At 58.4% G+C, this 17,567-nt stretch carries 19 protein-coding genes; 2 read left to right on the forward strand and 17 right to left on the reverse strand.

The window, feature by feature from the left end; all coding sequences use genetic code 11:
- Window positions 1-15: 15 nt before the first annotated feature.
- The 8 genes from EV586_RS03180 to EV586_RS03215 form a co-directional block, all read right to left on the reverse strand.
- Window positions 16-2,229, reverse strand: a complete 2,214-nt coding sequence (locus tag EV586_RS03180) for an ATP-dependent helicase (protein WP_132943614.1) — start codon at window positions 2,227-2,229, stop codon at window positions 16-18.
- A 33-nt stretch (window positions 2,230-2,262) separates the two neighbouring features.
- Window positions 2,263-2,511, reverse strand: coding sequence for a hypothetical protein (locus EV586_RS03185; protein WP_132943615.1), 249 nt, complete (start codon window positions 2,509-2,511; stop codon window positions 2,263-2,265).
- A 25-nt stretch (window positions 2,512-2,536) separates the two neighbouring features.
- Window positions 2,537-3,487, reverse strand: a complete 951-nt coding sequence (locus tag EV586_RS03190; protein ID WP_132943616.1) for a hypothetical protein — start codon at window positions 3,485-3,487, stop codon at window positions 2,537-2,539.
- An 86-nt stretch (window positions 3,488-3,573) separates the two neighbouring features.
- Window positions 3,574-4,032: a SprT family protein gene (locus EV586_RS03195; protein WP_132943862.1), complete on the reverse strand. Its 459-nt coding sequence runs from the start codon at window positions 4,030-4,032 to the stop codon at window positions 3,574-3,576.
- A 13-nt stretch (window positions 4,033-4,045) separates the two neighbouring features.
- Entirely contained in the window at window positions 4,046-4,534 is a 489-nt protein-coding gene (locus EV586_RS03200; RefSeq protein ID WP_132943617.1) for an NUDIX hydrolase, read from the reverse strand.
- Window positions 4,531-5,016: an NUDIX hydrolase gene (locus EV586_RS03205; protein WP_165898197.1), complete on the reverse strand. Its 486-nt coding sequence runs from the start codon at window positions 5,014-5,016 to the stop codon at window positions 4,531-4,533. Before EV586_RS03205 ends, EV586_RS03200 begins: the two co-directional genes overlap by 4 nt.
- 101 nt (window positions 5,017-5,117) lie before the next feature.
- Window positions 5,118-6,812, reverse strand: coding sequence for a methyl-accepting chemotaxis protein (locus EV586_RS03210; protein WP_132943619.1), 1,695 nt, complete (start codon window positions 6,810-6,812; stop codon window positions 5,118-5,120).
- A 150-nt stretch (window positions 6,813-6,962) separates the two neighbouring features.
- Window positions 6,963-8,231: a rhomboid family intramembrane serine protease gene (locus EV586_RS03215; protein WP_132943620.1), complete on the reverse strand. Its 1,269-nt coding sequence runs from the start codon at window positions 8,229-8,231 to the stop codon at window positions 6,963-6,965.
- 34 nt (window positions 8,232-8,265) lie between these two features.
- Between EV586_RS03215 and EV586_RS03220 the strand changes: the two genes are divergently transcribed.
- Window positions 8,266-8,958 carry a metallophosphoesterase gene (locus tag EV586_RS03220; protein WP_132943621.1) on the forward strand — a complete coding sequence of 231 codons (693 nt, stop codon included), beginning with the start codon at window positions 8,266-8,268 and terminating at the stop codon, window positions 8,956-8,958.
- A gap of 37 nt (window positions 8,959-8,995) precedes the next feature.
- On the opposite strand, the gene EV586_RS03225 is transcribed toward EV586_RS03220, so the two are convergent.
- From EV586_RS03225 to EV586_RS03250, 6 genes are all read right to left on the reverse strand, one after another.
- The gene (locus EV586_RS03225; RefSeq protein WP_132943622.1) at window positions 8,996-9,949 is read right to left on the reverse strand and encodes an NAD(P)H-dependent flavin oxidoreductase; all 954 of its coding nucleotides are present in this window, start codon (window positions 9,947-9,949) and stop codon (window positions 8,996-8,998) included.
- 87 nt (window positions 9,950-10,036) lie between these two features.
- Window positions 10,037-10,600 (reverse strand): GTP cyclohydrolase I FolE, encoded by a 564-nt coding sequence (gene folE, locus EV586_RS03230; RefSeq protein ID WP_132943623.1) that lies wholly within the window; start codon window positions 10,598-10,600, stop codon window positions 10,037-10,039.
- Window positions 10,601-10,781: 181 nt separating this feature from the next.
- Complete coding sequence (locus tag EV586_RS03235) at window positions 10,782-13,247, reverse strand: transglycosylase domain-containing protein (RefSeq protein ID WP_132943624.1); 2,466 nt, start codon at window positions 13,245-13,247, stop codon at window positions 10,782-10,784.
- Between the two features lie 216 nt (window positions 13,248-13,463).
- Window positions 13,464-13,919, reverse strand: a complete 456-nt coding sequence (locus EV586_RS03240; protein WP_132943625.1) for a hypothetical protein — start codon at window positions 13,917-13,919, stop codon at window positions 13,464-13,466.
- Window positions 13,920-13,951: 32 nt separating this feature from the next.
- Window positions 13,952-14,548, reverse strand: coding sequence for a YkoP family protein (locus EV586_RS03245; protein ID WP_481937744.1), 597 nt, complete (start codon window positions 14,546-14,548; stop codon window positions 13,952-13,954).
- 142 nt (window positions 14,549-14,690) lie between these two features.
- Entirely contained in the window at window positions 14,691-14,897 is a 207-nt protein-coding gene (locus EV586_RS03250; RefSeq protein ID WP_132943627.1) for a cold-shock protein, read from the reverse strand.
- 152 nt (window positions 14,898-15,049) lie between these two features.
- Between EV586_RS03250 and EV586_RS03255 the strand changes: the two genes are divergently transcribed.
- Window positions 15,050-15,430 carry a hypothetical protein gene (locus EV586_RS03255; protein ID WP_132943628.1) on the forward strand — a complete coding sequence of 127 codons (381 nt, stop codon included), beginning with the start codon at window positions 15,050-15,052 and terminating at the stop codon, window positions 15,428-15,430.
- 33 nt (window positions 15,431-15,463) lie between these two features.
- On the opposite strand, the gene EV586_RS03260 is transcribed toward EV586_RS03255, so the two are convergent.
- From EV586_RS03260 to cysK, 3 genes are read right to left on the reverse strand one after another with little or no spacing between them, the layout of a single operon-like run.
- Window positions 15,464-16,237: an SDR family NAD(P)-dependent oxidoreductase gene (locus EV586_RS03260; protein ID WP_481937745.1), complete on the reverse strand. Its 774-nt coding sequence runs from the start codon at window positions 16,235-16,237 to the stop codon at window positions 15,464-15,466.
- Window positions 16,237-16,578, reverse strand: coding sequence for a rhodanese-like domain-containing protein (locus EV586_RS03265; protein ID WP_132943629.1), 342 nt, complete (start codon window positions 16,576-16,578; stop codon window positions 16,237-16,239). The genes EV586_RS03260 and EV586_RS03265 overlap by 1 nt, the downstream gene beginning before the upstream one ends.
- A gap of 5 nt (window positions 16,579-16,583) precedes the next feature.
- Window positions 16,584-17,516, reverse strand: a complete 933-nt coding sequence (gene cysK, locus EV586_RS03270; protein ID WP_132943630.1) for a cysteine synthase A — start codon at window positions 17,514-17,516, stop codon at window positions 16,584-16,586.
- Window positions 17,517-17,567 lie beyond the last annotated feature (51 nt).

Below are 17,567 nucleotides of genomic sequence, written 5' to 3' on the forward strand. Positions count from 1 at the left end.
AGGATTCCCTGCCGGTCACACGTTTACCGGAGCGCTTAACAGCCCGAGATACAAACACAATTCCAAATGCAGATCGTGCACTTTCTCCTGCCCGGGGAACTGGATCAGCACGCGGCGTCCGCTGTCGCCGGAGAGGACTTTCAGCTCTTGAATCAGCCCCGGCCCCAGGTCTTTGTGGTGCAAGCTGTCGCCGACGGCAAATGCGGTGCCACCGTGTTTCTCCATCGCCGCTTTCATCCGCTCGCTGGCCGGGACTTTCATCACGACCGGCTGTTTTCTCACACTCGCAGGCGGCGTGATCGCTGTGCGCTTCGGTCGCGGGAGCAGTCCCGTTTCATACAGAAACGGAGACGGCTCGGCCCGGCGGCCATGATAGCGCAGCGGAGCGGAGAGCGTGAGATAGCGCTTGGCGCGGGTCATGCCGACATAAAACAGCCGGCGCTCCTCCTCGACCGCCGCCGATTGCTTGTCCCCCTCCGCCTGCAGGGCTTTCGGGTGCGGCAGCATGTCCTCGACCAGCCCGATGCAGTAGACGTGCTTGAATTCCAGCCCCTTCGACTTGTGCATCGTCATCAGCTGGATGCCTTCGCCTTTGCCGCGCGATCTGCGCACCGTCTCTTTGACCTCTTCGACATGGGCGAGAAAATCGTGCAGGGTACGGTGGCCGAGCACCGCCTGCTCCAGTTCCTCGAGCGGCTCGCTGACGAGGGCTGCATCATTGCCCGTCTTGGCCGCAAACTCCTCCAGATAGCGGTCGTAGCCGATCTCTTTGCGGATCTTGTGCAAAGCCTGCGCCGGAGTGGCCAAGCGCAGCGCGATCAGGTCTTTGATCAGTTGCTCGACTTTCGTGCGCTGATACGGCTCCAGGCTCTCCACGGCGGCCAGCGCTTCCAGATAGGTGATGTTCTTCGTGCGGCGCAGCATGTGCACCTCATCGACGAAGCGGTCCGGGTAGAGGTAGCGCTTCGGGCGGTTGATGATCTGCACGATGCTGTCGAGGTCGTCCGGGTTGTAGGCGAGCTTGAAGTAGGTCAGCACGTCGCGCACCTGCCAGCGCCCGTAAAAATCGCCGTCGGCGTCATGCAGCGTAAAAGGCAGCCCTTTTTGCACCAAGCCGTCGATCATCGCCCGCACCTGAATGTTCGTGCGGTACAAGATCGCAACTTCCTGCGGCTCCAGTTCCGGATCGTGTTCCAACACCACGGCCACTTCGGTCAGGATCTGCTCCGCTTCGTCCTTCTCCCCTTCCGGCCGCAGGACAACCGGCTTCTCCCCAGCCCGGCCCGTGCCGCGGATCAGCTTGCTCTGGCGCACCCGGTTGTGCAGGATCACGCGCGACGCCGTGTCGATCACATCGTCTGTCGAGCGGTAGTTCACCGCCAAGATCACTTTTTTCGCGCCGGGAAACGTCGTTTCAAAATCGAGCAAAAACTCGACCCGCGAACCCCGGAAGCGATAGATCGACTGGTCGTCATCGCCGACGATGCAGAGGTTGCCGTGTCCGGCCAGCATCTTGATCACTTCGTATTGGGCGAGGTTGGTGTCTTGAAATTCGTCGACGAGGAGATATTCGAAACGCCGCTGGTAATACTCGCGCACGGCAGGATTGTGTTTCAGCATCGCATAGGCGGCGACGAGAATGTCGTCATAATCCCAGCGGTCTTCCTGCCGCTTGACCCGCTCGTAACCGGCGAACAGGTCGCGGAACTTTTGGTTCTCCGGCTTGGTCGCTTTGATGCGCTCGGGCAGGATCAGGTTGTTCTTGCAGAGCCCGATCTTCGACAGCACATCGGCGACCTGCTCGTCGTCGCCGTCTTCTCCCTGTTCGCGCAAGAGCGCCTTGATGATCGTGCGCTGCTGGTACTCTTCCATCAATTGGGGCAGTTGCCCGCCGTTTTGCTGCATCAGCATGCGCATGAACACCGAGTGGAACGTGCCGATCTCCGCCGCGCGAATGCTCTGCTGCCCGATGCCCGGCATCGCCGCCAGACGCGCCTGCATCTCGGCAGCGGCGGCGCGGGTGAAGGTGACGATCAGCATCTTCGCCGCCGGGACTTTTTCCACTTGTAACAGATAAGCAGCCCGGCAGGTCAAGACGGTCGTCTTGCCGCTGCCAGGCCCCGCAAAGACGACGAGAGGCCCTGCCGTATGGCAGACCGCCTCTCGCTGTTCGTCATTTAATGCAATGCCATGTTGGCTGATGTGCGCCATGAAATCGCTTGCTAACATAGACCAACCTCCTAGAAATCAACAGAGGTTTGCTTACTCCTCATCGCCTGTGCCAAGCGGATGTTCCACCGGCTCCCAGCGTTCAATAAATTCCTTGATGTCGGGAATCAAACGCGCCAATTGACGCTTCTCCTCCAACAGCTCGCGGATCGAGCCGAGGTCTTGCGCGTCAAACAGAGCCACAACTTGGTCAGGCAATTGATTATAGCGAATCTCCCATGCGGTGACAATCTCCCGCAAACGGTCAAATCGCAGATCCAGACGCTCTGGCGGTACCAACATCACTCAGGCTGTCCCGACCGTACTTCTATTCTTCGCTCCATTTGGTGACAAACAGAGCCAGATCGTCCGCCAGCGCCCCGACGCGCTTGCGCTCGCTCATCAATGCTTCGATCCCGGCCAGGTCTTCCGAGTTGAACAGGGTCAGCACCTCGTTCGGAATCTCCTGGTTGCGGCGCAACAGCTCCGCGCTGACATCGGACAGCTGCTTCAATGCGGCAGCGACCAGTTCGTGTGTCGCCACCGTTGAAAGATCGGTTGCAGCAGCGGTTACGGTAGGTTGTTCAGCAGTCGTCATGGTTTCTTCCTCCAGTTTCATACCAGTATCAAGAGTCGTCGCCGCCGCTTCCGGCTCGACGAGCAGACATTCAACAACAGTTCCGGCCAGTGCGAAGCGCGGGTCGAATTCCGGGTAAAAAATACGGTTTTGTTCAAGCCCCGTCTCCTCTTCCACATGCTCGCTGACCCATTTCAGCAGGTCGGTGAGTTCCGCCCGGCGCCGCCCCTGTTCGACCATCAGCCTGGCGATCTGATCATTGGCAGGCTGCCATTCGGTCAGGAGCCATTCGCCTCCGTCGAGGCGGGCAAAGCGCGGGTCGCAGTCCAAATCGACGCGCGACATCAGTTCCCCGCGTCCGCGGCCGGTCACCTGCTGCAGGTGACGCAGGATGTCGCCGTGCTTTTGCGGACGGCCCGTTCCTTTCAAAAAGTCATACGCATGATTCTGCAAATCGTCGCCCGCCGTCTGGCGCAGCGTATATTTATCGCCGCCAACGGAGGAAAACGCTCCGTTTGCCGCATGCAGCGAGGCGCGAACGCGAGCGGCGATCGATTCGCGAGAATGCTCCGGCCCCGCCCAGTCGGAAAGAACGGCTTCTACAAGTCCTTCTTCCGTCAGCGGGCATGGCGCACAGTGCAACACACGCTTCAAAAATCCTTCCAAGCTGTAGCGAAACGTCCAAGAGCTTTGTTGCAGCATGTTGCTTTCATCCCCTTTACTTTCAAAAAAAACTGCCGCTACTCTGCTTTATAGAGTTCGACAGTTCGTGGATGATTCCTGTCTTACTAAGAAAAGGATTGCACCAATTTTAGCTTGCCCCGGCAGCGTCCGCAGCCGTAGCGTCGCACGTCGATCTTGCGCTTGCGCTCATAGCGCTGCCCGCATGCGGAGCAGGCGTAGACGTAGCGCGTTTTCACTTCGCGCCTGAGCCCTGTGTCCGGGCAGTAGCGCGACCCGCCGACTTGTTCGAGCAGCTCTTTGAAGTCTTTGTCCTGGTGCCGGTAGCCGCGCTGCTGCAGGTGCAGGTGGTAGTGGCACAGCTCGTGCTTGATCGTGCCGATCATCGACTCGAGGCCGTGTTTTTCAAAGTGGTGCGGGTTGATCTCAATGTCATGCGTCCTGAGCAGATAGCGTCCGCCCGTCGTGCGCAGCCGCCCGTTAAACGTCACGCGGTGCAAAAACGGCCAGCCGAAAAATTGCTCGGAGATCTGCTCGGTCAGCGTCTGCAGTTCCTGGTTGTCCATGGCGGTGTTCACCTCACGCTTGGTCATCCTCATCCCGGTGGATCACATGCTCCGCCTGCGCGGGGAGGTCTTGCAGCTTTGTTTTGAGGAAGGTTGGGAACAGGCGCAGGCCCGGCAAGTCCTCCAGCCGGAACCATTTGTAGATCAGCGGCGTGCCGGCTTCCGTCCCCCGGTGCGCGATGTCTTTTCGAAAAATCGGCTGTGACGCGTCCGCTCGCAGCAGGTAGTAGAAGCCGACTTCATGGTACTGCCCGCCGTCCTCTTCCGAATGGATCTCCGCGATGAACAGCAGGCGCTCCACCGTCGCCTCGAGGCCGATCTCCTCCTGCATCTCGCGAAGCACCGCCTGCTTGGTCGTTTCCATAAACTCCACCCGTCCGCCCGGCAGCGCCCAGAAATCGTCCTGCTCAAAGCGGTGCAGGAGCACGTGCCCGTCATCGAGGAACACGCCTGCCGTCCGATGGTTGAAACGCTTCGCTCCGTCGCGGATCGTGATCATCATGTGGATGCATCCTCCCGAAAGACCACATGCTCCGGATAGGCGGCGATGTTTTGCAGTTTTGTTTTCAGGAACGCCGGCACGAGCTGTACATCGTCCAGATCCTCAAGGCGGAACCACTTGTAGTGCAGCGTCTCGCCGAGTTCATCACCGTGGTGCTCGATGTCCTTTTGGCAGATCGGGTGCGCTTTGTCGAACGTCAGCTCATAATAGAAGCCGACTTCGTGAAACGGCTGCCCGTCCAGTTGAAAATAGTTCTCCACGACCCACAGGAGCCGTCCCGCCTCCACGTCGAGGCCGACTTCTTCCTGCATCTCGCGAACCAGCGCCGTCTTCGAGTCCTCGCCGAGCTCGACCCGCCCGCCAGGCAGGAACCAGTACTTGCCGTTTGCCAAGCGGTGCAAGAGCACGTACCCTTCGTCGATCAGCACCCCGGCCGTCCGGTGATTGAAGCGGTAGCCTCCGACATCAAACGAAATCATCATCTTCGCGTCCTCCTCGCCCATCAGTATTCCTACTCTATCCAAAAGACTTTCGAAGATCAAGACAAAAAAGAAGAAGCGTTACGCCTCTTCTTTTTCTTCCGCTAGATTTTAAATTGACCGATCGTATCATGCAAATCTTGCGAAACATCGGTCAGCACTGCCATCGACGTGGTGATCTCCTGAATCAGCGCCAACTGCTCCTGCGAAGAAGCGGCGACATTGTTCGAGGAAGCGGCCGACTGGCGCGCGATGCGCGTCAGCTCTTCCACCGAGGTGGTCACCTGCACCGAACCGGCCGACATTTCTTCCGACAGGGAGGAGATGTCGGCCACCTGATCGGCAACGTGCTGGGCAGCGGTGAGGATTTTTTGGAACGCCTCCCCTGCCTCATCGACGATCCCGATCCCGGCCTGCACTTCCGATGAGCCTTTTTCCATCGCCAGCACCGCGCGGGCGGTGTCGGTGCGGATATGCTCGATCAGTTTGGCGATCTGCCCGGCAGACTGCTGCGATTGTTCCGCCAGCTTTCGAACCTCTTTCGCGACGACGGCAAACCCTTTGCCATGCTCGCCCGCTCTTGCCGCTTCGATCGCCGCGTTGAGCGAGAGCAGGTTGGTCTGCGAAGCGATGTCGGTGATCACTTCGACGATTTTGCCGATCTGCTGCGAATGCTCGTTGAGCTGCTGAATCACGATGGCGACGTTGCTGGTCTCGTTGTGAATCGTGCCCATCTGGCGGACCACTTTTTGAATCGTTTCATTGCCGTGCAACGCTTCCTGCTCGGTGATCTGCGATGCTTCCGCAACCACACCGGTCGTTTCGGCGATGCGTTTGATGCCTTCTGCCATCTCTTCCATCGATGCGAGGCTGTCTTCCGCGCCGCGCATCTGGGTTTCCGCGCCGCTCGCCACCTCTTGGATCGCGGCGGCGATCTGTTCCGTGCTTTGGGAAGTACGTTCTGCATGGACCAGCAGCTGCTGCGAAGATGCGGCGACCTGAAGGGTCGTCTCGTTCGCCTGCCTGATGATTTGGCGCAGGCTGGCAGCCATCGAGTTGACCGCCTTGGCCGTCACGCCGACCTCATCGTCGTGCAGGACGTGGATCTCTTCGATGCACAAGTCGCCCGCGGCGATTTTCTCGGCCGTTTCCATCACTTCCTGCAGCGGCTTGGTGATGCGCCGGTGCAGCATGATGCCGGTGACGATCGCGGCGACCAGCGTCAGGCCGACCACCACGTTGACCCAGTTCAAAATGTTGGCCGTCTTGCGGGACGCCACGTACGCTTCCTCGGCCGAGCGCTCGTTCATCTTGGTCTCAAACGTCAGCAGCCTGTCGGAAATCTGTTGCTTCTCGCGCTCGTACTCTTCCCCAAAGAGCACGGCGCGCGCTTGGTCAAACTTCTGCTCATCGGCAAGCCGGAGCGCCGCTTCTTCCCGTGACCCAAGCGTGTCTTGCGCTTGCAAAACCTGTTTGATCAAGTCCAGTTCGCCTTGCGGAGCTCCCAGTTCTATAAGGCGCCCCATGACTTTTTCCCCCGTTTTCACGGTGTTGGCTTCCTCCAGGTACGCGTCTTTATGCGCCGTTTCCCCAAACTGCACATACGCGCGCGCCTCGTTCGTCAGCCGGTCGGACGCCTCCAGCAGATCAACGCCCAACTGCTTGAACTCGAACTTGCGGTCAACCATCTTCAGTTCCGCCTGGTACGATACGTACAGCCAGAACAAACTGGCTGCGTTGACCAGGGACAGGATCAGGACGATCGCGCACATTCCCTTGATCAGTTTTGACAACTTCATAGTCCCCTTTTTCCCCCTTGTGTAGTGTTAAACTACTCTTTCCCCCAGCATAAATCACACAAAAATATACTCCCCACTATATGATAATAGATTGATATTAGTTAATCAACATCTATAGAAATTTACTATAACTTAAAACCCCTTCCGCAGTTAGCGAAAAGGGGTCTCTTGTCCGATCCAGAAAGCAAGCGCGGCATAGGCCGTATAGAGCAGCGCAAACAGCCAGCGTTTAGTATTCGGGGTGTTTGGAACGCCAAGCGCCATCGCGGTCAAAAAGCCGCCGATCAAACCACCGATGTGGGCGAAGTTGTTGACGTTAGGCATGATGAAGCCGAAGATCAGGTTGATCGCCAACAGGGCGTACACCGACGTGCCGATCGTCATCGCAAACGCCTTGCGGTTGAACTGACCAAAGGCGAGCAGCGCGCCAAACAGGCCAAACACCGCGCCCGAAGCGCCAAGCGAATTGTGCGGGCTGAACGCCACCGACAGCAGGCTGCCCGCGATGCCGGCCAGCACGTAGATGACGAAAAAGCGCGGCATGCCGAAGATGCGCTCGGCGATGCGGCCAAAAAAGTACAAAGTGACCATGTTAAACATGATGTGGGTCAGCTCATAGTGCAGGAACACCGACGACAACAGCCGCCACCATTCCCCCATCCGCACCGCTTCCGGGATCAACAGAAACAGCCCGAGCACGGTATCCGGATACTGCATGCCCACCAGCCAGACGAGGATGGTGAAGGCGATGATCGCAGTGACAGCCGGCGTCTTTTGGTTCGGCTTGAGCGTCTCCGCCACTTCCTCCCGTTTGGCCTGCGATAGCACCAGCAGCTCTTCCAACAGCTCGTCCTGCGATCGCCAGGTTTGTTCCGGCTCGTCTGCAGCTGTGCCCTCTTCCTCGGCCGCATAGCTTTTGACCAGTTCGGCAAGCCCAGTGAGCCCGATGTCTTCCCCGGCCGGCCCCCAAGGCGCCGGGCCGGTCACGCCGCGCGCCAGATCGACACCGACGGCGACCGCGCCGGTCGTCTTGCCCATACCGGCATAGGCGCCGGTGCGGGCGATGGCGTTCAGATTGTCATCGGAGCGCCAGTGGGTAAAGATAAAAAACGTCAGCGAGTACATCTTGCGCACACCGTTTTGCCGTTTGGCCTCGCGCAGGTACAACGCTTCCTGCACCAGCATCTGCTCGATCTGTCCGGTGCCGATCCGGTCGGCCGGCAAGAGGCGCACGACTTGCGCCGTGTTCCATTTGCGGCGCACCAGCACCAGCGGACGAATCCCGCCGTCTGTGAATGTTTCTTGCTCCGCTTGGGGCACTTGTGGCAGAATAGAAAAATCATCATGTTCGATCAGCTTCCGTGCCATCTGGTACAACAAGGAAGTCTGACGAGCCAATGCTCGATCCGGAGTCTCCACGCTCCCGTTCACCCCCTGAAAGGATGTGTCCTACATGAACATATTCGCCATCGGCGATTTACATCTCTCTTTTGCCAACCCGAAGCCGATGGATGTCTTCGGCGACAACTGGTCGGACCACCCGGAGAAGATCCGCGCCGCTTGGGAAAGCGCGGTCGCTCCCGAAGATCTGGTGTTGATTCCCGGCGATATCTCGTGGGCGATGTATTTAGAGGAAGCGAAGCAAGATCTCGACTATGTCGCTTCCCTGCCCGGCACGAAAGTGATGATCCGCGGCAACCACGACTACTGGTGGGCATCCGTCTCCAAAGTGCGCAAAGCGCTGCACCCGTCGATTCACGTCTTGCAAAATGACGCGATCACGATCGGCGACGTGACGATCGCCGGTGCGCGCGGCTGGGACTGCCCGGGCGGCTACATGTTCGATGAACATGACCGCAAAGTATACGAACGCGAAGTGCTGCGCCTGCAGATGTCGCTCGACGCGGCGATGAAGCAGAAGGCCAAACACCTGTATGTCATGCTGCACTACCCGCCGACCAACGAGAAGCACCAGTCCTCCGGCTTTCTGGAAGTGTTGGCACAGTATCCGGTCGACAAGGTCATCTACGGTCATCTGCATGGCAAAGAAGGACACCGCCACGCTTTGGAAGGCGTCCATCATGGCATCGAGTTCCATCTGACCGCCTGCGATTATCTCGAATTTGCCCCGCTCAAGCTCACGTAAGCCTGTCTCGTGAGCAACGGGGCTTTTTTTTGCCCGTTTACAGGGACGGCAATGCTGCGATCGTCGCCCGCGCCTCGGCGATCAGCTTGCGGATCACTTGCTCGACCGGCAGGATCTCCTCGATCAGGCCGACGCCTTGGCCGCTGTAGGCATAACCCTGTTCGAGTTTGCCTTCGAGCACGGCGAGTCGGTTCTTCTCCCCTTTGATGTACGGGTAGAGCGTTTCGCGCGTCGGGCACGTTTTCTCAAAAGCGAGCACTTCGTCGATGTACGAGCCTTTCAGGACGCGGGTCGCGCCGCCGACGCTGCGCTCCATCATCGTCGTGTCTTCGCCGCGCGCGGCGAGCAGCGCCTGTTTGTAGTTGTCATGAGCGGGCGACTCTTCGGTCGCGATCAAGAGCGTGCCTAACTGCACGCCGGCCGCGCCAAGCGCCAAAGCTGCTGCCAGGCCGCGACCGTCTGCCACGCCGCCCGCTGCGATCACCGGCACGGTCACGGCGCTCACCGCCTGCGGGATCAACGCGAACGTGGTCAGCTCTGCCGGACCGTTGTGCCCGCCTGCTTCGGTGCCTTCTGCGATCAGGATGTCGGCCCCGGCCTGCTCCGCTTTGGCCGCATGCATCGCCGTCGAGACGACGACCATCACCGGCAGACCTGCTTCTTTGAAGACCGGGATAAACGGCCGCGGGTTGCCCGCCGAGATCGAGACGGCGCGAATCTGGTCTTTGTATTTTAAAATGGTTTCCACTCGTTCACGCGGGTCGCTGTGCTCGCCGATCGGCAGGTTGACGCCAAACGGCTTCGAGGTCAGCTCAGCCGCCAGCCGGATCTCCGCTTCAAAATCGGTAAGCGAACGCCCGGCCGAACCGACTTGGCCAAACGCTCCGGCGTTGGAGACGGCAGCTGCCAGTTTCCCGTCGCCGATGTAGGCCATACCGCCTTCGACGATCGGATACTCAATGCCCAAAGTGTCAAGCAAACGCTGTTTCATCAACATTCCCCTCCTGATGTTCATCATACCAGAACTTGCAAAAAAGGATGCCGCATCCGGCATCCTTTTCCTTCGATCTCGAACGTATTAGCCGCGCATCAGCGAAAACACTTCCGCACGCGCTTCGGAAGACTCTTGATAGATGCCGCGCACCGAGGTGGTGATCGTCGAAGCGCCCGGTTTCTTAACGCCGCGCATCGTCATGCACATATGTTCTGCTTCTACGATGACCGCAACACCGTGCGGGTTGAGCTTGTTGACCAATGTGTCGGCCACTGTCGAGGTGATGCGCTCTTGCAGCTGCGGCTGGCGGGCGACCGTCTCGACAACTCGCGCGAGCTTGGACAGGCCGGTCACTTGGCCGTTGCGGGGGATGTACGCCACGTGAGCCTTGCCGTAGAACGGCACGAGGTGGTGTTCGCACATCGAGAAGAACGGGATGTCCTTGACGATGACGACTTCTTCGTGCATTTCATTGAAGATCGCCGAAAGCTCATCTTCCGGATTCTTGCCAAGACCTTCAAACACTTCCGCATACATCTTCGCCACGCGCTTCGGCGTGTCGAGCAGACCTTCGCGATTCGGGTCTTCCCCGACCGCTTCCAACAACATGCGAACTGCCACTTGTGCTTTATCGAAATCAAATGCCATTGCAGGAACCTCCCAGCGATATCGGACAATAGCTTCATCTATTGTTGATAGAGTTGATAGTGTCGTAGAAATGCAATCCCTACTATATACAAAAGCAGCCGCTTTTGTCAAATTGCCTCGCCATAGTTTTTACAAGAAGGGACTTCTCCATCCTGAGATGAAGAAGTCCACGAGGTCAGAATCAGGTACCGCTGCCCGGTGTGTTCGGCTGCGTGGTGTCGCCACCGCCGGTGCCGCCTCCGGACTCACCGCTCCCCGTGCCTGGCTGGGCCGGCGGAGTCGTGCCGCCCGGCTGGGTCGGCGTATCATTGTTGCCCGGCGGTACGGTCGGGGTGGTCCCCGGTGTGCCAGGCTGCGTCGGCGTGGTCGTGCCGCCGCCGCTTGGACCACCCGGAGTACCCGGCCCGGTCGGATTCGTCGGCTCCTGCGGATTCGTCGGCTCCTGTCCCGGCACGGTCAGCTGAGCAAAGTTGGAGTCGGACAGCTTCTCACTGCCTTTCATCACGACGACCGAATAGAGGTACGTCTTGCCTGGCTGGATGGTGGCGTCCGTATAGCCCGGCTTGGTCAGCTCGCCGATTCCGCCGGAGTTGGACACCGTGCCGTTCGGATTCTTTTCGGCTCGGAACAGGAAGTATTTCGCATCTTTCACATCGACCGGCGACCAAGTCAGCACCGCCTTGTTGCCTTGCAGCTTGGCAGTCAGGTCGCTGATGATCGCCTTCGCTTTGTCATCTTTCTCTTCTTCGACCGGCTTGTTGGAGACGTTCAGGTCAAAGCGCGGTGCCGGACGGCCCTGCAGGCCTTGCGACATGACTTTCGAGAACAGCGCGGACGGAATCTCCGAGCCTTGGCTGGCGAGATAATGCTGTTCGTCCGACTGGTCGAAGCCCATCCACGTCACCATCACATAACCCGGCGTGTACCCGGTGAACCAAGCGTCGCGGTTGCCGCCCGTCTGGCCCATCTCGGTCGTGCCGGTCTTGCCGGCGACGTCGCGGCCGGAGATGCGGGCGCTGGTGCCGGTGCCCTGCTCGACCGCGTCTTTCAGCATGCGGGTGATCGTCTTTGCCGTATCCGGCTTGATCGCCTGATGCGTTTTCACGTCGATCGAAGCGAGCGTTTCGCCCTCCGCGTTCTGAATCTCGCGGATCGCAAACGGCTCGGTGCGCACGCCGTTGTTGGCAAACGCAGTGTAAGCGCCGGCCAGGTCAAGCGGCGTGACATCGACGTCGCCAAGCGCCACGCCGAGGCGCTGAGAATCCTCTTGCTTGAGCGGAATCCCAAATTTCTTCGTTGCGTAGTCATACCCCACATCTACGCCCATGTCATTGAGCAGAGAGACGGCCGGGATGTTCAGCGACCAGATCACCGCTTCGTTCATCGACACTTTGTCCTTCGGCCACAACTTCCAGTTGTTCGGCTTGTAGCCGCCCGGGAACTCGGTGCCCGCCTTGTTGTTCAGGATGGTCGACGGCGAATATTTGCCGGTGTCGATCGCCGGACCGTAGACCATGATCGGCTTGAACGACGAGCCCGGACGGACTTTCGCCATCGAAGCGCGGTTGAGCACCGCCTGCGGAGTGTGCTCCAAATCCGGCTTGTCGCGTCCGCCGACCAGCGCCAGCACGCCGCCCGTCTCCGGATCGACGATGACAGACGCCGACTGCGCCCACGTGCCGTCAGCCGCGTTGTTCGGGAAGTTGTTCGGGTCTTTGTACGCGTTTTGCAAGGTGTCCTGCAGTTTCGGATCGAGGTTGGTGTACACCTTCACCCCGCCGCGCAGCACCTGCTCCGCGTCGATGCCCAGCTTCTTCGATGCCTCTTCCAGCACGTAGTCGAGGTAGTACGGATATTTGACTTCCTGGTCCATGCCTTTGATGTCATCGCCCGGTTTTTCGGACAGCTGCAGCGGTTCGGTGATCGCTGCGTCATACTTGTCTTGGTTGATGTATCCGTACTTGAGCATCTGGTCGAGCACGATGTTGCGGCGCTCGATCGACAGCTCCGGGTTGGCCCGCGGGTTGTACGCGCTCGGCGCGTTCGGAAGCCCGGCCAGGAGGGCGCTTTCGGCCAGGGTCAGCTCTTCCATGCGGTCGCCTTTGTCAAAATACACTTCTGCTGCGTATTTCACACCGGTCACATTGCCTGCGAACGTGATGCGGTTAAAGTACATTTCCAAGATGTCGTCTTTGGAATAATTGCGTTCGATCTGCGCCGCCATCGAGATCTCTTTGACTTTGCGGGTAAATGTCTTCTCATGCGAAAGATAGACGTTTTTGGCAAGCTGCTGCGTGATCGTCGAGCCGCCTTCCGCTTTCGATCCGGTGATGATGTCGCGGTAGACCGCGCGTCCGATCGCCCGGAAGTCGACGCCGTTGTGATTTTTAAAGCGATTGTCCTCGACAGCGACGATCGCATTCTGCAGATCTTTCGGTATCTCGCTTAGCTTTGCCGCTTCACCGGCCACCGATTGGAACTGCATGATCTCATTTCCGTCCCGGTCATAGATGTACGAGGTCTTGTACTCGATCTCCAGCTTCGATTTATCAAATGTCGGGAGCGCAATGCTGCATCCGATCAGAATCACAGCAATGCCGGTTACCAAAAAGGCAATCAAGATGCTCCGTAAGATTTTTTTCCCCACAACCTATCACCTCTTTTGCACATTCTACTGCACGACCCGTCAACAGACAAACGGTAGATTCGTACGAGAATCGCGGTTTGCGCCTTCTTACTCCTATTCGCATGAGCAATCGTTTTTCTGTCCATACAAAACCCCTTACCCTGATATAGACGGCTCACGCAGGGAAGGGGTTTCACTTTTCATCATAAATGTAATTTTCAGACATAAACCATGCGCTCAGGCGCTCAAGATATAGCCGCCAACCATGATCAGACTGCCGCCGATGACGATCTTGCCGAGGTCGGCGCCATGTTGCAGCTCGTTGAAGAAGATCAGGCCGAGCACGACGGCGACCAGCGTATTGGCGTTGACCAACGGGATCAGTTGCGCCACGTTGGTCGCCGGATCGCGAAACGCGGAAGTCACGGTCAGCGTCCCGATCAGCCAGACCGCGCCGGCCGCCGCCCCGATGCTCAGGTAGGACCAGACGTGAGGTGCGCTCAGCAGTGTCGCACCTCCGCTACGCAGCCAAGCGAAGCCGGCAGCCGTGACGACCACGCCGAGCGCCAGGCCAAGCGCGATCACTTCCAGCGGGGCTTTGAGATATTTGTCCGAACTCAGGTATTTCAGCGGGATGCTGTACACCCCGTACGCAAACGCGGCGATGATGCCGGCGATGACCCATGATTTCAAGCGCTCCACCTCTGCTGTCCGATAGATTGGGGCTAGCCCTTGTCTATGTCTATGACAGCCGGGGACGGGACTTTCCCATACCTGCGAATCAAATCTTCCACCGGAATCAAGACGCGCTTCAGCGGCAGGCTTTTGCCCTGATAGGTCATGCGCCGCCTGCCTTCCGGGTGGCAAAACAGCATCATCAGCCGCATGTACCAGGCCTTGAAGCGATACCATCGCGTGGGCGGCACATCCTGCACCGTGAAGCCGAGCGGTTCCACGCCGCGGTTGAGCAGGGTGACACCGATCAGCGCCTTGATCCGCTCACCGCGCGGATGTTTGCGCAGGAACTCGACCAGCTCCGGCAAGGAGCGCTGGGTTTCGCGCAGCACGATCAGCCCGCGCCGGTTGTCCGACTTGACGCCGTGCAGCATCTGTTGAAGACGAAGATTATAAAAGTGCAAGAATCCTACCCAGTCGCCGCTGTGTATCTCTTTGCCGTCCGGAAGCCGGATATCAGGACCTGTATAATGCCGCACGCGAATGCGGAATATATTTTTGCCCTGACGGTCCTCATAATCGAACCGTCGGACCATCCTGTACAGGATGTCTCCCCATTTCCACAGGGTTAACTCGATTCGGTTCATTTTGGCCTCCCCTTACAGAGCTTCTAAAGACTGCCTACCTAGTATGAGCGTCACATAACAAGTGTATGCCGGGAGGGTCACCACCGTGTAAAAACAAAAATCCTCCGGGAAAGGAGTCCCGGAGGCTTTGTTCGCAGTTAGATTACAGCTTGACTACGTTTGCTGCTTGCGGACCGCGAGCGCCATCGACGATGTCGAAGGAAACGGATTGACCTTCTTCGAGGGTTTTGAAGCCTTCGGTTTGGATCGCGGAGAAATGAACGAATACGTCTCCGCCGTCTTCGTGCTCGATGAAACCGTAACCTTTTTCAGCGTTGAACCATTTCACTTTACCTACTTTACCTTGCATGGGAATCCTCCTAACGGTACATTAAAGATAAAGGCAAAACTAGTATTCCCAATCTTACCTTTGTGTAATATTTTACCTTGTCTGAAAATCGAAGTCAATGATCCACGCGAGTATAAACGAAGATTAATGATACAAACAGGAGCGATTCCCCGATGAGAAAAAAGCCGACGCGCATCACGAAGATTTACATTTTAAACGTTGAAGATCCGGGCGATTACTACTTCAAGCCGGAAGGGGTGGTCTTCCTTGATGACTTGGGCAATTACACGCTGTTTGCCGCCGATTCCAGACATAATTTTCTGCGCACGGCCGTGCACAAATTCCCCTATCAGGATCTCGAGGAAGGCGTGGAACACCGCGACCATCATTTACAGTTAAATGACGTGACCTTACAGCACGCATCCCGCTTCGACCTGGTCGTCGACGAGATGCTTGACATCCTCCACGCCATCTTCAACGGGTCACCGCGGCAGTTCTTTTTTCTGGAGCGGTTTTTTCAACCGGGCAAAGCGCACAACCATATTGCGCCATAACAAAGAGCTCCTCTCTGTCGAGAGGAGCTCTGATTATTTAGCGCTGCTCATCGCCCAGTCGTACAGGCGCGGGAACAGATGGCGCAGTTTGACCGGGATGTAGCCCGATTTCGGGAGCACGTAAAGCGGCTTTTTCTGCACGGCCGCCTTCAGCACCGTCGCCGCCACCTCATCCGGCTTCAAAAAACGGACGATCTGCGGCACGCTGCTGCGATCCGCCTTGTCAAAGAACGGAGTCTCCACCGGTCCCGGGTTGATCGTGGACAAGGTCACCCCGGTGCCGCGCAGCTCGTAGCGCAGCGCATCGGAGAAGCCCATCACCGCATGTTTGGTCGCCGCATACGCTCCGTGCTTCTGGCCGGCCATGAAGGAGGCCAGCGAGGCGATGTTGATGATGTGCCCGCTGCCCCGCTGTTTCATCGACGGCAGCACCGCTTTGGTCATCCGCACGAGGCCGAAATAATTGACGTTCATCATGCCTTCGACCTCTTCCATCGCGATGTCTTCCGTCGATTTGAAAAAGCCGTAGCCGGAGTTGTTCATGAGAACATCGATCCGGGTGAAGCGCTTCAGCACATCTTCGACCACCCGGTTCACGTTTTCCTCCTCGGTGACATCGAGCGCGTAAAACGGCGCGTCGATGTTGTAGCGCTGCTTGATCTCCTCCGAGAGCGCCTGCAGCTTGTCGATCGAGCGGGCAGCCAGCACAGGGGTGGCGCCATGCTTGGCGAACTGCAGCGCAGCGTCCCGGCCGATGCCGCTGGATGCGCCGGTGATCAGGACGATTTGGTTTTGCAGCATCAGCATTATTCGTCCATGCCCGGCTTCGTCGGACCGCTCCAGGACAGCATGCCGCCGTAGAAGTTGGTCACCTTGTCGAACCCGTTCATCTTCAGATAGCGGGAGACCTGGTGGCTGCGGTTGCCGCTGCGGCAGATGAAGATATACTCTTCCTCTTTGCTCAGTTCGGACATCTTGCCCGGAATGTCGTTCATCGGGATCAGCGGCACGCCCGGAATATGGCCCGCGTTGTACTCATACGGCTCCCGCACGTCGATCAGCTTGACCTTGCCTTCCTTCGCTGCCTCTAACAAGCCCTGCAATTCTGCAGCATCCACCTGACGGATGCCGTCGATTTCCTTAGCCATCCTGCTTACTCCTCCTCATCAACTGCGAACAGATCGCTCGTCAAATAACGCTCCCCCGTATCGGGCGCGATGCACAGCACCCGCTTGCCGGGGCCGAGCCGTTGCGCGACTTTCAGCGCCGTATGGACAGCAGCTCCCGCCGAGGTGCCGACGAGGATGCCTTCCTTGCGGGCGAGGGCTCGCGTTGTCTCCTGCGCGTCCTGGCAGGAGATCTTGAAGATTTCATCATAGACGTTCCGGTTTAAGATCGGCGGCACAAAGCCCGGGGACGTGCCGACGATCTTGTGCGGGCCGGGCGGTTCGCCCGACAAGACGGCCGAGGACTCCGGTTCCACGACATATACTTTGATGCCCGGGATCAGCTCCTTGAGCGTCTCGCCCGTCCCGGTGATCGTCCCACCCGTTCCGGCGGTGGCGACAAACGCGTCAAGCCGCCCCTCCATCTGCTGATAGATCTCGCGGGCGGTCGTTGTGCGATGCACGTTCGGATTGGAGAAATTCTCAAACTGCATCGGGATGAAGCTGTTCGGAATCTGCGCCGCCAAATGCTCCGCTTTGGCCACCGCGCCGTTCATTCGCTGCTTGCCCGGCGTCAGCACCACCTCGGCGCCGTACGCCTTGAGGATCGCGATGCGCTCCTTGGTCGCGGTGTCGGGCATGACCATGATCGCCCGGTAGCCCTTTGCTGCCGCCACCATCGCGAGGCCGATCCCCGTATTGCCGCTGGTCGGCTCGATGATCGTCGCGCCCGGCTTGAGCCGTCCGTACGCTTCCGCCTCCGCGATCATATTGGACGCAGCGCGGTCTTTGACGCTGCGGCTGGGATTGAACATCTCCAATTTTACATAGATGTCGGCCATCTCGCCCTGCAGCAGGCGGGACAGCTTGACGACCGGCGTTTCGCCGATCAATTCTGCCATGTTATGTACGATTTTCATTTTGCCAACTCCTGATCGGTGATACAGGCATATGCTTTCATCGTGGCATGT

The sequence above is a fragment of the Tumebacillus sp. BK434 genome, assembly GCF_004340785.1.
In the GTDB taxonomy this organism is placed as follows: Bacteria; Bacillota; Bacilli; order Tumebacillales; family Tumebacillaceae; genus Tumebacillus_A.